Annotated in this window: 15 protein-coding genes; 4 read left to right on the top strand and 11 right to left on the bottom strand. The window is 68.4% G+C overall.

Translation table 11 applies throughout. From position 1 onward, the window contains the following. Positions 1-58 precede the first annotated feature (58 nt). Positions 59-673, top strand: a complete 615-nt coding sequence (locus AAC979_RS15995; protein ID WP_371347860.1) for a CAP domain-containing protein — start codon at positions 59-61, stop codon at positions 671-673. A 13-nt stretch (positions 674-686) separates the two neighbouring features. On the opposite strand, the gene AAC979_RS15990 is transcribed toward AAC979_RS15995, so the two are convergent. Together AAC979_RS15990 and AAC979_RS15985 are read right to left on the bottom strand one after the other, a co-directional pair. Then, entirely contained in the window at positions 687-1,814 is a 1,128-nt protein-coding gene (locus AAC979_RS15990) for a GTP-binding protein (RefSeq protein WP_371347858.1), read from the bottom strand. A 59-nt stretch (positions 1,815-1,873) separates the two neighbouring features. Continuing rightward, a complete protein-coding gene (locus AAC979_RS15985; protein WP_371349078.1) occupies positions 1,874-3,238 on the bottom strand; it encodes a D-alanyl-D-alanine carboxypeptidase family protein in 1,365 nt (454 codons plus the stop codon). Between the two features lie 199 nt (positions 3,239-3,437). Here AAC979_RS15985 and hisE point away from each other — a divergent pair, with 199 nt between their 5' ends. Continuing rightward, positions 3,438-3,878 carry a phosphoribosyl-ATP diphosphatase gene (hisE, locus tag AAC979_RS15980; RefSeq protein WP_371349077.1) on the top strand — a complete coding sequence of 147 codons (441 nt, stop codon included), beginning with the start codon at positions 3,438-3,440 and terminating at the stop codon, positions 3,876-3,878. A gap of 61 nt (positions 3,879-3,939) precedes the next feature. Continuing rightward, the gene (locus AAC979_RS15975) at positions 3,940-4,521 is read left to right on the top strand and encodes a YqaA family protein (RefSeq protein WP_371347856.1); all 582 of its coding nucleotides are present in this window, start codon (positions 3,940-3,942) and stop codon (positions 4,519-4,521) included. Positions 4,522-4,528: 7 nt separating this feature from the next. Here the strand turns inward: AAC979_RS15975 and cysW are convergent, their stop codons facing one another. The 9 genes from cysW to AAC979_RS15930 form a co-directional block, all read right to left on the bottom strand. Continuing rightward, entirely contained in the window at positions 4,529-5,365 is an 837-nt protein-coding gene (gene cysW, locus AAC979_RS15970) for a sulfate ABC transporter permease subunit CysW (RefSeq protein ID WP_371347855.1), read from the bottom strand. Beyond that, positions 5,362-6,150, bottom strand: a complete 789-nt coding sequence (gene cysT / locus AAC979_RS15965; RefSeq protein ID WP_371349076.1) for a sulfate ABC transporter permease subunit CysT — start codon at positions 6,148-6,150, stop codon at positions 5,362-5,364. Before cysT ends, cysW begins: the two co-directional genes overlap by 4 nt. Positions 6,151-6,403: 253 nt before the next feature. Next, the gene (locus AAC979_RS15960; RefSeq protein ID WP_371347854.1) at positions 6,404-7,426 is read right to left on the bottom strand and encodes a sulfate ABC transporter substrate-binding protein; all 1,023 of its coding nucleotides are present in this window, start codon (positions 7,424-7,426) and stop codon (positions 6,404-6,406) included. Between the two features lie 1,408 nt (positions 7,427-8,834). Next, positions 8,835-9,578, bottom strand: a complete 744-nt coding sequence (locus tag AAC979_RS15955; RefSeq protein WP_371347852.1) for a phosphoadenylyl-sulfate reductase — start codon at positions 9,576-9,578, stop codon at positions 8,835-8,837. Further along, on the bottom strand, positions 9,575-10,087 hold the full coding sequence (locus AAC979_RS15950; protein ID WP_371347851.1) for a DUF934 domain-containing protein: 513 nt from the start codon (positions 10,085-10,087) through the stop codon (positions 9,575-9,577). Before AAC979_RS15950 ends, AAC979_RS15955 begins: the two co-directional genes overlap by 4 nt. Next, positions 10,074-11,729: a nitrite/sulfite reductase gene (locus tag AAC979_RS15945; RefSeq protein WP_371347850.1), complete on the bottom strand. Its 1,656-nt coding sequence runs from the start codon at positions 11,727-11,729 to the stop codon at positions 10,074-10,076. Before AAC979_RS15945 ends, AAC979_RS15950 begins: the two co-directional genes overlap by 14 nt. Before the next feature lie 21 nt (positions 11,730-11,750). Then, positions 11,751-12,059 (bottom strand): DUF2849 domain-containing protein, encoded by a 309-nt coding sequence (locus tag AAC979_RS15940; protein WP_371347848.1) that lies wholly within the window; start codon positions 12,057-12,059, stop codon positions 11,751-11,753. A gap of 154 nt (positions 12,060-12,213) precedes the next feature. Next, positions 12,214-12,981, bottom strand: a complete 768-nt coding sequence (locus AAC979_RS15935) for a DUF429 domain-containing protein (RefSeq protein WP_371347847.1) — start codon at positions 12,979-12,981, stop codon at positions 12,214-12,216. Positions 12,982-12,991: 10 nt separating this feature from the next. Next, positions 12,992-14,164 carry an NAD(P)/FAD-dependent oxidoreductase gene (locus AAC979_RS15930; protein WP_371347846.1) on the bottom strand — a complete coding sequence of 391 codons (1,173 nt, stop codon included), beginning with the start codon at positions 14,162-14,164 and terminating at the stop codon, positions 12,992-12,994. 106 nt (positions 14,165-14,270) lie between these two features. On the opposite strand from AAC979_RS15930, the gene AAC979_RS15925 reads away from it, so the two are divergent. After that, entirely contained in the window at positions 14,271-15,170 is a 900-nt protein-coding gene (locus AAC979_RS15925; RefSeq protein ID WP_371347845.1) for a CoA ester lyase, read from the top strand. Positions 15,171-15,221: the final 51 nt, after the last annotated feature.

The raw sequence follows: 15,221 nt of genomic DNA, 5'->3' as shown, positions 1-15,221 counted from the left end.
GATCCGGGCGGATTCAATCGGGCCCGGATTTCTTCCCGCTCCTCCTTGAGAGTGTCGCATGTCGTTCCCGCTGAAGCGCCTCGCCGGCCTCCTGCTGGTGCCCCTCCTGCTGGCGGGGTGCGCCGCCGGTCCGACCACCGTGCCGGTGGACGAGACCTTCTATGCCAACATCGCCAAGGGTGGCGCGCTCGATCCGCAGGCGGCGGCTGACCTCATCAGCGACTACCGGCGCGGGCGCGGCCTGCCGGCGGTGACGATCGACCCGGTGTTGATGACGGTCGCCGAGCGTCAGGCGAAGGCGATGGCGGCTGCCGACCAGCTCTCGCACAATATAGGCGGGCGGGGCCTGACCACGCGGCTGAAGGCGGCGGGCTTTAGCGGCCTGCGCGCGGCGGAGAATGTCGGCGCCGGCTATCACACGCTGGCCGAGGCTTTTTCGGGGTGGCGCGATTCGCCCTCGCACAACAAGAACATGCTGCTGCCCGGTGCCACCCGCCTCGGCATCGCCGCGGTGCGTTCGCCGCGCAGCAAGTACAGCGTCTACTGGGCGATGGTGATTGCCGTGCCCGACCCCAAGGTCGAAGCCTCGGAGGCGGCTGCCGGTTCGGCCCCCGCGCCGGCGCCCGGCAGCACGCAGATCCTGCTCAACGGCGCGCCGGTCTCCGGGCAGTAGACCCAGCGCGGCCTCAACGCCGCAGCGTCGCCGGGGCGAGCGGGTTATCGGTCATGGCGGCGCGGTCGGGCCGGTCCACCGCCGGCAGGCCCATGAAGGCGTCGAACAGCCGGCGGATCACGGCGGGTTCGACATCGCGCACGATCATGACAAGACGTGTGCGCCGGTCGTCGTCCGGCCAGGCGGCGAGCTGGCTCGGCGGATGCAGCACATGCTGCACGCCGTGCAGCACCAGCGGGTGCTCGGGGTCTTCCGCCAGCTTCACGATGCCCTTGAGCCGCAGCAGTTTGGAGCCGTGGGTGCCGCGCACCAGTTCCAGGAACATGTCGATGGCGGCGGCGGAGACGGGCGCGTCGGTGGCCACGGTAAAGGCGCGGATGCGCTCATCATGGCGGTTCTCGTCATGCGCATGAGTGCGGGCGGCTTCTTCCGCCGCCGCTACCGCTTCATCGGCCAACCAGCGCGAGACATCGGGGATCTTGCTGGAGGGATCATAGAGGCCGGCCCCCAGCAAGGCTGCGGGCGTTGCCTCGCCTTTTGCCGCATCGAGCACGGGTGCGCCCGGAGCAAGGCGGGCGAGGCGCTGACGCAGGACCGCGAGGTCGGCCGCGCGTTCGGGTGTGTCGATCAGATCGGTCTTGGTCAGGACGATGCGGTCGGAAATCGCCGCCTGCCGCACGGATTCGGCGTGCGCGTCGAGCGTGCCGAGCCCGTTCACGGCATCGACCACCGTCACCACGCCATCGAGCCGGAAGCGCATCACCAGATAGGGATGCATCATGAGGACGTGCAGGATCGGCGCGGGATCGGCGAGACCGGTGGTTTCGATGACCACACGACGGAAGGGCGGGATGGCGCCATTGTCCATGCGCCGCAGCAGCTGTTCCAGCCCGTCGGAAAGATCGCCGCGAATGGTGCAGCACAGGCAGCCCGAGGCGAGCAGCACGGTCGCGTCGTCGAAATGCTGCACCAGAAGATGATCGAGCCCGATTTCACCGAACTCATTGATCAGGACAGCGGTGTCCGCCATGCCCGGCTGCTGCAGCAGCGCGTTCAGCAGGGTGGTCTTGCCGGCGCCGAGAAAGCCCGTGAGCAGCGTGACGGGAATGGGCTCGGGCGGGAGAGGTGTCGCCTCGCTCATGGACGGTTTCCTGTTCGGCGCGTGGGCGCCGCGTCGCTGCGCGGCGCCGTCCCGCACCCTTACTGCGGCGGGGCGAGCTCCATCGGCGCGGCAGGCGCCGCCGCCGGCTTCGGCGCGGGCTTTGACGCCGGCTTGGTGGCCGGCTTGGCGGCCGGTTTGGCGCCGGTGGTCGCCTGCGCCGTTGCAGGTTTCGGCTTGGGCTTTGGTGTCGGCGCACCGGGGGCAGAGGGATCGGCGGGGTCGATAATGGCGGTCGCCTGTCCCTTCTTGTCGCCCGGCTTCTTCGCATTGGCCGGCTTCTTCGGTGCCGGCGGCGGCGGATAGGCGGCGGCGAGAGCCTCGGCGCTGGGGAAGGGCCCGACGAACACTTCGACTGGCGGCATGGACGGCGGCAGCTTCTGGAGCAGGCTGGCGCCGGTCACATTCTCGCCGAGCTGCGGCATGCCGGCGGCGACGAAGCCGGTCGGCGCCGGGCCGCTGTCATCGTCGGCTTCAGACGCGGTGTTCTTGCGCTTGCCGCCGCACACCTGCGCGCGCATGTCGGTCGGTGCGCCGGGTTCATTGCGCAGCGATTCGACCGACGGGGCGATGGAGCCGAAGATGCTGCCCTGCTGCTGGAAGCCGCGTTCCAGCAGCAGGGCAGCTTCCTCCGTGCGGGCCTTGCCCGAATCGGTGCCCAGCACCACGGCGAGAAGATGTCGGTTGCCGCGCGTGGCGCTGGCGACGAGGTTGAAACCGGAGGCGCAGATGAAGCCAGTTTTCATTCCGTCGGCGCCGGGATAGCGGTCGATCAGCTTGTTGTAGCTGCGGATCACCGCCGGGCCGAGCTTGATGGCCGGGATGCGGAACAGGTCTGCCTGTTCCGGGAAATTGAGGAAGATGGCGCGCGCGAGGATGGCGAGGTCGCGCGCGGTCGACACCTGCTCCGGGTCCGGCAGGCCATTGGGATTGGCGTAATGGGTGCCGTTCATGCCGAGTTCGGCGGCGGTGGCGTTCATCTCCGCGACAAAGGCGGGCAGCGAGCCGCCCACCCCTTCCGCCAGCACCACGGCCATGTCGTTGGCCGACTTCACCAGCATCATCTTCAGCGCATTGTCGACTGTGACCTGCGTGCCGACCTTGAAGCCCATCTTCGAGGGCTTCTGTGCGGCGGCGGTTTCCGAGACGGTGATGAGCGTCTCGGGCGTCAGCCGCCCCGCGCGGATCGCCTTGAAGGTCACATAGGCCGTCATCAGCTTGGTGATGGAGGCCGGATACCACGGCTTGGTCGCCTCTTCCGCCAGCAGCACCTTGCCGCTGTCCACGTCGATGACCAGCGAGGGGGTCGCCTGGGCCGCGAGCGGCGCCAGCAACAAGGGAACGAGCAGCGCGGCGGCGAGCCAGCGGACGGCGCGGCGGGCGGGGCGGGACAGGGAAAGGTTCAGCACGCTTCCGGTATCCGTTTCAACATGAAGGGCGGCGGCGCGCAGCATGGCCGGCCAGCCTGAAAAGCCATTGCGCCTCTTCAATAACCCGATCGCCGCGGCGGCGCAAAAGACAAAGCCGGGCGCGCGATCACGGCGTCGCCAGCTAGGCGTGTTTCTGCCGCGAAGCCTTCATGTAATTCGCTCTAGAATTGACGGTATGAGTGATTCGATCCGTCGCCTGTATACCGCCGTCCTCGCCACGCGAAAGGGGAGCAACCCTTCGCCGCGCACCGCGAAACTGTTGCGCAAGGGGCGGGCGGCGATGGCCAAGAAGGTCGCCGAGGAGGCGGTCGAGGTGGCGCTGGACGGCGTGATGGGCGACCGCGCCGCCACGGTGCGCGAGAGCGCCGACCTCATCTACAATCTCGTCGTGCTGTGGGCCGAACTCGGCATCGAGCCGGAGGATGTCTGGGCGGAGATGCGCCGGCGCGAGAAGCTCATGGGCATGGCCGAGAAAATTCCCAAGCGCCGGTCAGCATCCGGCAAGGATTCGCCGCTATTCGAAGGCAGTCCGGGCTCAGCCGGGCCGCTGCTATGGGATCTTGCCGACGGTGCCGCCGGCGTGCCGCTTCCCGATCTGCCGCGCCGGCGCCCCTGAATATCGCGCTTTAGCGCCGCGGCGCTCCCGTCTCTCTCTCTCTCTCTCCGTCAGGCCTCTCATGCTGCGCCGTCTCTACCAATGGGTGATCGACCTTGCCGAGCGCCCCTCCGCGCCCTGGGCTCTGGCCGGCGTCTCCTTCGCCGAAAGCTCGTTCTTTCCCGTGCCTCCCGACGTGATGCTCGTGCCGATGTGCCTGGCGCGACCCGCGCGCGCCTGGTGGTACGCCACCGTGTGCACGCTCGCCTCGGTCATCGGCGGCCTGTTCGGCTACGCCATCGGCGCGCTGCTCTATGACTCGCTCGGCCTGTTCCTGATCCAGCTTTATGGCTATGGCGCCAAGGTGGACGCCTTCACCGAAGCGTATCAGCGCTACGGCCACTGGATCATCCTCATCAAGGGACTGACGCCGATCCCCTATAAGGTGGTGACCATCACCTCAGGCTTCGCCCATTACAGCCTGTTCTGGTTTGTCGTGCTCTCGGTCATCACCCGCGGCCTGCGTTTCTTCATGGTGGCGGGACTGCTTTACTGGATCGGGCCGAGTGCGCGCACCTTCATCGAGGAACGGCTGGGGCTGGTGACCGCCGCCTTTGCCGTGCTGGTCGTCGGCGGCGTGCTGGCGGCGGTCTATCTGTTCTGAACCTCCCTCAATGGCGCCCGCCGCTGCGGCCGAGGCGCGCTTCCAGCACGGTCTTGGCCAGCAGGGTGACGATGGCGAGCAGGGCCAGCAGCGAGGCGACGGCGAAGGACGCCTGGAACTGGTACTCGTTATAGAGAATCTCGACCTGCAGCGGGATGGTGTTGGTCTCCCCCCGCACATGGCCGGACACGACGGACACCGCGCCGAACTCGCCCATGGCGCGGGCGTTGCACAGCAGCACGCCGTAGAGCAGGGCCCATTTGATATTGGGCAGGGTGACGCGCGAGAACACCCGCCAGCCGCCGGCGCCGAGGGTGACCGCCGCCTCTTCTTCCGCCGTGCCCTGTTCCTGCATCAGCGGGATAAGTTCGCGCGCGACGAAGGGGAAGGTGACGAAAATCGTCGCCAGCGTGATGCCCGGCCAGGAGAAAATGATCTTCCAGCCATGGTCGATTAGCCACGGCCCGAACAGGCCCTGCGCGCCGAACAGCAGCACGAAGACAAGGCCCGCGACCACGGGGGAAACCGAAAAAGGCAGGTCGATCAGCGAGATGAGCAGGCTCTTGCCGCGGAACTCGAACTTGGTGATCGCCCAGGCCATGACGAGGCCCATCACCGTGTTGGCGGTGAGCGAGAGGGCGGTGACGAGCAGCGTGAGGCGGATTGCCGCCAGCGCGTCAGGCTCGACCAGCGCGGCGAGATAGGCGTCCCAGCCCTTGGTGAAGGCCTGAGCGAAGACGGCGATCAGGGGGAGGACGATGAGCAGGCCGACGATGCCGAGGGCGAGGCCGATGACCAGCGCCTTGACCAGCGCAGGCTCGTCGCGGACGGGTGAGGTGCTCATGCCAGCCTCCCGGTGCGGCTCTGCGACCAGCGCTGCAAGCCATTGACCACAAAGAGCAAAAGGAAAGACGCCACCAGCATCGTCGCCGCAATCGCGGTCGCGTCCGCGTAGCGGAATTCTTCCAGCCTTATGACGATGAGAAGCGGCGCGATCTCCGACACATTGGGCAGGTTGCCGGCGATGAAGATCACCGAGCCGTATTCACCTACCGCGCGGGCGAAGGCGAGGGCGAAGCCGGTGAGGAAGGCCGGCAGCACCGCCGGGGCGATGACGCGGCGGATCGTGGTCCAGCGCCCGGCGCCGAGCGTGGCGGCGGCTTCCTCAAGATCGTGATCGAGGTCTTCCAGCACCGGCTGGACCGTACGCACCACGAAGGGCAAGCCTATGAAAATCAACGCGATTAATATGCCGAGCGGCGTGAACGCGACCTTGATGCCGAACGGCGCCAGCAGCCCGCCAATCCAGCCATTCTCGGCGTAGAGCGAGGTCAGCGCGATGCCGGCCACTGCGGTCGGCAGGGCGAAGGGAATGTCGATCAGCGCGTCGAGCACCCGCCTTCCGGGGAAGTCGTAGCGCACCAGCGCCCACACCACGAGCGCGCCGAGCACAAGGTTGATGCTGGCCGCCGCCAGCGCGAGCCCGAAGGAAATCTTCAGCGCGTTCAATGTCCTGGGCGCGGTGAGAATGGCGAAGATGCGCTCGGGCGGCAGTTCCGCCGTCTTCAGGAACAGCGCCGCCAGCGGGATCAGCACCACCAGAGACAGCCAGAGCAAAGTGAGCCCCAGCGTGAGGCCGAAGCCGGGAACGACGCTTCGCGCCCGCCCGGCGCGGGGCGGCGGGGCGGTGCCGACAAGGGTGGTGCGGTCCAGCGTCGTCTCGTTCACGGCGGTGCTCCGGGAGGGGTGGTCACGGCGAAGGCCGTGCCTTGCGGCACGGCCCGGAGAGGGGTCGAAAGCGGTGGCCGATGAGGCCGATGAGGTGGACAGTGAGACCGATCGGACCGTTCGAGCCCGATGCGACCGACCCCGCCGGCCCGCCTCAGTTGGAATAGATCTGGTCGAACACGCCGCCATCGGAGAAGTGGGTCTTCTGCGCCTTGCGCCAGCCGCCGAAGGCCGGGTCGTCGATGGTCACGAGTTCCACCTTGGGAAACACGTTCGCATAGGCCTTGGCGATCTCGGGGTCGCGCGGGCGATAGAAGTTCTCCGCCGCCAGCTTCTGGCCTTCCTTGGAGTAGAGCAGCTTCAGATAGGCCTCGGCGACGTCGCGCGTGCCCTTGCGCTCGACGTTCTTGTCGACCACCGCCACCGGCGGTTCGGCGAGGATGGAGAGCGAGGGCACGACGATGTCGAACTTGTCGTCGCCGAATTCCTTCTTCGACAGGAAGGCCTCGTTCTCCCAGGCGAGCAGCACGTCGCCGACGCCGCGCTCGGTGAAGGTGACGGTGGAGCCGCGCGCACCGGTGTCCAGCACCGGGACGTGCTTGTAGATCTCGCCGACGAATTCCTTCGCCTTGGCCTCGTCGCCGCCATTGTGCTTCAGCGCATAGGCCCAGGCGGCGAGGTAGTTCCAGCGCGCGCCGCCCGAGGTCTTCGGGTTGGGGGTGATGACCTGCACGCCCGGCTTCACCAGGTCGTTCCAGTCCTTGATGCCCTTCGGATTGCCCTTGCGCACCAGGAACACGATGGTCGAGGTGTAGGGCGAGGCGTTGTCCGGCAGGCGCTTCTGCCAGTCCTGCGCCAGGAAGCCCTTATCGGCGATGGCGTCGATGTCATAGGCCAGCGCCAGGGTGACGACATCGGCGTCCAGCCCGTCGATCACCGAGCGGGCCTGCTTGCCCGAGCCGCCATGCGAGGTCTTGATCTCCACGCTCTTGCCGGTTTCCGCCTTGTAGTGCTCGGCGAACAGCTTGTTGAACTGGGAATAGAGTTCGCGCGTGGGGTCGTAGGAGACGTTGAGCAGCGTCACGTCGGCGGCGCGGGCGGCCGGGGCGACGGCAAGCGGCGCGGTGAGCGCGGCGATGAGCGCGGCGGCGGCCGCGCGCCGGAAATGCAAGGACATGGCGGATCTCCCTGGCAGCGCCGTGGCGCGAATGACGATCATGACCAGACGTTTTCATGCTGGCGCCCGAGGGTCAATATTAAATCTACCGAATTAATAGAAAATAGGGCGAGGAGGGAGGGGGCGGCCTGACCGGGCGCGCGCGGCGCGGCGCGGAAATTGCGCGCGGAGAACCCACGCTGCCCTCATGCCCGGGCTTGACCCGGGCACCCAGAGGCCGGGCGTGAAGCAGGGCGGGGCTACGGGCCAGCCGGCGGCGGCGGGAGAGGCTGGATCCTCGGGTCAAGCCCGGGGATGAGGGGGCGTGAAGACGGCACGCGCAGTGTCGGGTGGCGGGGGAAGGCTGGATCCCCGGGTCAAGCCCGGGGATGAGGGGGTAGGGATACGGCGTGCGCCGAGCGCCGAGCTTTTGGGGAGCATGGACGGGCAGGACCGGCCAGCCGCTGCATTAGGCTGCTGGGCGGCTTCCCCCTTCCCTCGTGCCCGGGCTTGACCCGGGCACCCAGAGGCCGGGCGCCGACGAACTCGGCCTCAGCGGGTGAGAGGTTCCGCGCAGTGTCGGGGGGCGGGGGAAGGCTGGGTCCCCGGGTCAAGCCCGGGGATGAGGGGGTAGGGATACGGCGCGCGCCGAGCGCCGAGCTTTTGGGGAGCATGGACGGGCAGGACCGGCCAGCCGCTGCATTAGGCTGCTGGGCGGCTTCCCCCTTCCCTCGTGCCCGGGCTTGACCCGGGCACCCAGAGGCCGGGCGCCGACGAACTCGGCCTCAGCGGGTGAGAGGTTCCGCGCAGTGTCGGGCGGCGGTGCGAGAGGCTGGGTCCCCGGGTCAAGCCCGGGGATGAGGGGGGAAAGATGGAGCGCGCGCGGTGCCCGGGGGCGCGGGGGTTGGGTCCCCGGGTCAAGCCCGGGGATGAGGGGGTAGGGATACGGCGCGCGCCGAGCGCCGAGCTTTTGGGGAGCATGGACGGGCAGGGGCGGTCCAGTCGCTGCATTAGGTTGCTGGGCGGCTTCCCCCTTCCCTCATGCCCGGGCTTGACCCGGGCACCCAGGGGCCGGACGCCGACGAACTCGGCCTCAGCGGGGAGAGAGGTTCCGCGCAGTGTCGGGGGGCGGGGGAAGGCTGGGTCCCCGGGTCAAGCCCGGGGATGAGGGGGTAGGGATACGGCGCGCGCCGAGCGCCGAGCTTTTGGGGAGCATGGACGGGCAGGACCGGCCAGTCGCTGCATTAGGCTGCTGGGCGGCTTCCCCCTTCCCTCATGCCCGGGCTTGACCCGGGCACCCAGGGGCCGGGCGCCGACGAACTCGGCCTCAGCGGGTGAGAGGTTCCGCGCAGTGTGGGGTGGCGGGGAAGGCTGGGTCCCCGGGTCAAGCCCGGGGATGAGGGCGCGTGAAGTCGTCGCGCGCGATCGTTCAGGCGCTGACGGTGTTGAGCAGCGTGTGGATGCCGCACTCGGTCTTGCCCTTGCCGCGCCAGCGGCCGGCGCGGGCGTCTTCACCCGCCGCCGCGCGGCTGGTGCAGGGCATGCAGCCGACCGAGGTGAAGCCCTTGGCCAGCATCGGATGGTCCGGCAGGTTGAAATCGCGCTGCGCGGCTTCCACGGCGGCGCGGTCGAGATTGACCAGCGGGTTGAACTTCAGCCGCGCGCCGTCGCGTTCCACCGCCGGAATGGCGGCGCGCAGGCCGCCCTGATAGCGCTTGCGCCCATTGAGCCAGCCGTCGAAGCCGGCAAGCGCGCGGGCGAGGGGCTCCACCTTGCGGATGCGGCAGCAGGCATCGGGATCCGAGAACCAGAGGTCGCGGTCGGCATCGAGCGCCGCCACCCGTGCCGCGTCGGGCTGGATGCTGCGCACATCGGTGAGGCCGAGCTGGGCGGTGAGTGCGTCGCGATAGGAAAGCGTCTCCTCGAACAGGAATCCGGTATCGAGGAACACCACCGGGATCGAGCGGTCGACCTTGGCGGCATAGGCCAGCAGCACGGCGGATTCGGTGCCGAAGGAGGAGACGAGGCACAGCCGGCCGGGGCCGAGCGTGCGCAGGGCGGTGGCGATGATTTCCTCCGGCCCGGCATCGGCGAGCGCGCAGGCCAGCCCGCCCACCTCGTCCGTGCACGGTGTGGCAGGGGTGAAATCGGCGCCGGAACGCTGGAAGCTCATGTGCGCACTCCCGAAACCGTGCGGCCGAGGCGCTGGCGCAGAAGGCTGGGGCGCTGATCGGTAGCCGGCTGATAGAACACGGTATAGCGGTGGGTGGCCTCGTCGAAGGCCTCGGCGTCGGCTTCCTTCACCGCGTCGATCTGGTCGAAGCCGGAGCGCTCCATCAGCAGGAACTGGTCGCGCAGCACATTGCCGATGGCGCGCAGCGGCCCCTTCCAGCCGAGCCGTTCGCGCAGCAGCCGGGCCTGGCTATAGGCGCGGCCGTCGCGGAAGGTGGGGAAGTTCAGCGCGATGAGCGAGAGCTGGCCGAGATAGGGTTCGATCTCGGCGATCGGCCGGTTGTTCGGCCAGATCACGCCGACAGGCGCCTGCCGACCCTTCAGCGTCTCCGCCTCTTTCAGGAAGCGGTCGATGCCGATGAGCACCGCCGCGCCTTCGGGCAGCGCGTCCTCATCCGCCACGCGGAGATAGGCGTCGGCGACGATCTCGCCCTTTTCAATGAGAGGCATAGACGCGCTCCTTGAACGGCTCGACGCCGAGGCGGGCGACGGTGTCGATGAACAGTTCCTGCGGGCCGGCGCGCAGCTCCATATAGGTGTCGACCACATCCTCGATGAGGCCGGGCACCTGTTCATAGGAGACCGCCGGGCCGAGCAGCGTGCCGAGCTGGGCGTGCTCGTCGGCGCGCCCGCCCAGCGTGATCTGGTAGAATTCCTGGCCGTTCTTCTCCACGCCGAGAATGCCGATATGGCCGACATGGTGGTGGCCGCAGGCATTGATGCAGCCGGAGATATTGATGTGCAGCCGGCCGACGCCGCGCGCGCGGTCGAGATCGGCGAAGCGCTTGGCGATTTCCTGCGCCACGGGAATGGCGCGGGCATTGGCCAGCGCGCAGTAATCCAGCCCCGGGCAGGCGATGATGTCGTTGACGAGATTGACATTCGGCGTGGCGAGGCCGGCGGCCTCGAGCGCCGCCCACAGCGCCGGCAGGTCTTTCTGCGCCACATGGGGCAGGCACAGATTCTGCTCATGGCCGACGCGGATCTCGTTGAAGCCGAAGCGCTCGGCGAGGTCGGCGACCACGTCCATCTGGTCGGCCGTGGCATCGCCGGGAGGGGCGCCGACCGGCTTCAGCGAGATGGTGACGATGGAATAGCCCGGCACCTTGTGCGCCTGCACGGAATTGCGGTGCCAGGTGGAAAAGCGCGCATCCTTCAGCGCCTCGGTGAGAATAGCCGGCTCATTTTCCAGCGCCGCGAAGGCGGGATAGATGAAGCGGGCGCGGATGTCGGCGATCATCTCGTCGGTGAGGTGCAGCGCGCCGTCGCGGATCGCCGCCCATTCCGCTTCGACCGCCTTGGAGAATTCCTCGGCGCCGATCTCGTGCACCAGGATCTTGATGCGCGCCTTGTAGATGTTATCGCGGCGCCCGTACTGGTTGTACACGCGCATGATGGCTTCGATGTAGCTCAGCAGCTCGCGCGCCGGCAGGAACGGCCGGATCGACTTGCCGACGAACGGCGTGCGGCCGAGCCCGCCGCCGACCAGCACCTCGAAGCCGAGTTCGCCCTCAGAATTGCGGTGCAGGCGCAGGCCGACATCGTGCACCTTGATCGCCGCGCGGTCATGGCCGGCGGCGGTGATGGCGATCTTGAACTTGCGCGGGAGGTAGGTGAATTCCGGGTGCAGGGTCGAATATTGCCGCAGGATTTCCGCCCAGATGCGGGGGTCGTCGCATTCTTCCGGCGTCGCGGCGGCCCACTGGTCGGTGGTGACGTTGCGGATGCAATTGCCCGAGGTCTGGATGCCGTGGACGCCGACTTCCGCCAGCGAGGCCATCGCCTCGGGGAGTTCTTCCAGCTTGATCCAGTTGAACTGGATGTTCTGCCGGGTGGTGAAATGACCGTAGCCGCGATCATAGGTGCGGGCGACATGGGCCATGCGGCGCATCTGAGTGGCGCTCAGCGTGCCATAGGGAATGGCGATCCGCAGCATATAGGCATGCAACTGGAGATAGACGCCGTTCATCAGCCGCAGCGGCTTGAACTCGTCTTCCGACAGCGCGCCGGAGAGGCGCCGGCCGACCTGGTCGCGGAACTCGGCGACACGTTCGGCCAGAAAGGCGCGGTCGAATTCATCATAGGCATACATGGGCGGGGTCGGCCTTGTGCGTCAGTGGGGCAGTTCGAAGGTCGGGCCGGCGACGCGGATGCGCTCGCGCAGATTGCCCGGGGCGAGCGCGCCATCCGCGCCGACGATCACCGGGGCGACATAGGGGCCGACGGCGTCGAGATCGCGCTTGCCGGCCTCCGCCAGCAAAGCGAGCGCGGCCTCGGCGGTGGTGACGACGGCGGCATCCGCCAGCGCCACCGACCAGCCGCCGTCGCGCGTGCGCCACACCACGGCGCCGTCGGTGAGACGGTTGGCGGTGACGGCGACGGGCCCGTTGACCTTCAGTTTCTGCTGCTGCGGCGCGGCCATTGCGCTAAATCCTCATATCAGTCGGGGTATTTTTCTATCACACCAATTTAGAACGTACAAAAGAAATAAATGCACAAAAATGACGTGTAATAAGCCGGCCGACTCTGCTCTGACGCTGCAATATTAACGTAAAGGAGGTGTTAATTGCGCGGTGTCAGGCCCAGATGGCGACCGGCAGGCCATGGGCGTCCCGCTCCGGCGGGGAGGGGAAGCTGATGGCGTCGCCGCGGGCGATGCGGCCCGCCGTCCAGGCCGCGGCGCAGGCGTCGATGAGATCATCCTCGCCAACATGCAGCTCGCGCGCCTTGAACGGCGAGACAAGCACGGCGGGGAAGCCTTCCTTCTCCAGCAGCCGGCGCCGCAGCTCCAGCCCCGGCGCGGCGGCGACGCCCTTCACCTTCTTGGGCAGGTCGAGCGCACGCTTGTTCATCGCCCAGAAGCTCACCTCCGGGTGGCATTCAAAGACTTTTTCCCGCGCCGCCGGCGTGGCGCGCAGCCAGCGGTCGATCTCGACAATGCGCGGGAAGAGGGCGAAGCCCTGCCGCGAGACCTTGCGCGGCGGTGTCGAGGTGGCGAGCGCCACCGCGCAGGCGTGGCGGTAGCGCGCCGCTTCCGGGACAGTTTCGTCAACGCTGGCATAAACCGCCGCCCGCGAGGGCATGGAAAAGACGCTCGACTGCCGCTGCCCCAGCTCCGGTCGCACCAGCCGCTCCGGCGCACGGCCATTGGCCTCGATCCGCTCGGGCAGGCCGATGGGCATGTCCACGGCGACGATGTGCGGCGCCAGCGGGCGCTCGAACAGCTCGGCAATCGCCCGGAGCCGGATGGCGTGCGCCGCGCCGTCCGGCTCGACGATCACCGCCACCCAGCCGCCTGCTCCGTCGCCGCGATCCTTGCAGCCATCCACCCCCGCGACGCGCATGCCCACCCCCTCAGATAATGTTCAGCTCCGCATGCGGGCGCCCGGCCGCGATGCGCTCATAGGAGAACACGTCGAGATCGAGCGAGACAGAACGTCCCTGCACCAGCCATTCCGCGATGGCGCGGCCGGCGGCGGGGGCCTGCTGCAGGCCGTGGCCGGAAAAGCCGTTTACGAAGTAGAAGTTCGCCACCTCCGGGTGCGGGCCGATCACCGCATTGTGGTCGAGCAGGTTCATCTCGTAATGCCCGGCCCAGGCGCGGATGACCTTCAATTCCTCCATCGGCGGGATGCGGTGGGCGAGGTTCGGCCAGATGCTCTCCTCGAAGATCGACCAGTCGACCTCGAAATCCCCGTCCGCGTCGGGGTCGTTGTCCTCCGCTGGCGGCGCGCCGCAGATCTGGTAGGCGCCTTCGGGGCGGATATAGAAGCCCGAGGGGTCGACCAGCAGCGGCAGCTTCTCGATCGGCGTGCGGCAATGGACGACGAAGACGCAGCGCTTCCGGCCCTCGACCGGGAGAGGGATGCCGGCCATGGCGGCGACACGGCCGGCCTGCGGCCCGGCGGCATTGACCAGCGCGCCACAGCCGAGCCTGCGCCCATCCGCCAGGCTCGCCCCGGTGATCCGCGCGCCGTCGCGGGCAAGGCCGACCACCTCGCCGGTGATGAAATGCGCGCCCTGCGCCTTCGCCGCGCCGCGCAGGCAGGCGAGCAAAGCATGGGCGTCGAACCAGCCCTCGCCGGAGCGGCCATAGGCCCCGGCGGCGAGATCGTCGACATTCAGCCAGGGAAAGGTGGCTTTGAGCGCGGCGGGGTCGAGCAGCGCGATGTCGGCGCCCTCGGCCAATTGCGTGCGGTGATTGGCTTCGAGTATCGGCAGGCCGGCCGTGCTGGCGAGAATGAGATAGCCGCCCTCATGGAAGGCGAGATCGGTGTCCGGCCCGAAGCGCTCCTTGGCGCTGCGCAAAAACTCCAGCCCGAACAGCGACATGCGGATGTTCTCGGGGATCGAGAATTGCTGGCGCAGCGAGGCGGCGGACAGGGTGGTGGAGGCCTGCGCGAAGCTGGGATCGCGCTCGATGACGGCGACGCGGCCGGCAAAGCCGGGATCACGAGTGAGGAAATAGGCGGTGGCGGCCCCCATGATGGCGCCGCCGACGATGAGCACGTCGAAAGTCTCGTCCATGGCCTTGACCCATAGGCGGCGCGACCGGGCACCGGCGCCCGATTGGCAGCCCGCCAGTGAGCGGGATAGGCTCTTCGCCACCATCTGCCAATCAGCCGAGCGAATCATGTCCACACCCGTCCGTCCGCGCCGCAGCGTGCTGTTCATGCCCGGCTCGAACCCGCGCGCGCTGGAAAAGGCGAGAGGCCTGCCGGCCGACGCCATCGTCATCGACCTTGAGGACGCGGTCGCCCCCGACGCCAAGGAGGAGGCGCGCGCCCGCGTCGCCGCCACGCTGGCGCAAGGCGGCTTCGCTCCGCGCGAGGTGGTGGTGCGCGCCAATGCCACCGACACGCCCTGGTTCGACGCCGATATGGCGATGATCGCCGCCGCCTCGGCCCGCGGCGAGGGGCCGGACGTGGTGCTGCTGCCCAAGGTGAACGATCCCGAGACGCTGCATGTGGTGGGGCGCATGCTGGAGGCGCTGGGCGCGCTGCCTTCGCTGCGGGTGTGGGCGATGATCGAGACGCCGATCGCGGTGCTGCGCGCGCCCGACATCGCGCTCGCCGCCAAAAGCCCGGTGACGCGGCTCGCCGCGCTGGTGCTGGGCACCAATGACCTGTCCAAGGAGACCGGCGCTCGGCTCGTGCCGGGGCGGGCGCCGATGGCGAGCTGGCTCGCCCATTGCGTGCTGGCGGCGCGGGCGGGGGGGATCGCGGCGCTCGACGCGGTGTGGAACGATTTTCGCGATCTCGACGGCTTCACCCGCGAATGCGCCGAGGCGGCCGAGATGGGCTTTGACGGCAAGACGCTGATCCATCCCGACCAGATTGGGCCCTGCAATGCCGCCTTCTCGCCGCCGGAGGCGGAGGTGGCGGCGGCGCGGGAACTGATCGCGCTGTTCGACCGGCCGGAAAACGCCGGCAAGGGAGTGGTGCAGATCGAGGGGCGGATGGTGGAACGCATGCATGCCGACATCGCCCGGCGCACGGTGGACCTCGCCGAGGCGATCGCCCGGCGGGGCTGAGACAGGGCAGGAACCGGCCGGCGGCACTCCTGCCCGGCCGACCCATTCATT

It is taken from the genome of Ancylobacter sp. IITR112, from assembly GCF_041415945.1.
GTDB lineage: Bacteria > Pseudomonadota > Alphaproteobacteria > Rhizobiales > Xanthobacteraceae > Ancylobacter.
Note: the sequence above shows the minus strand (reverse complement) of the source record. Positions and strands in the feature narration are given on the sequence as shown.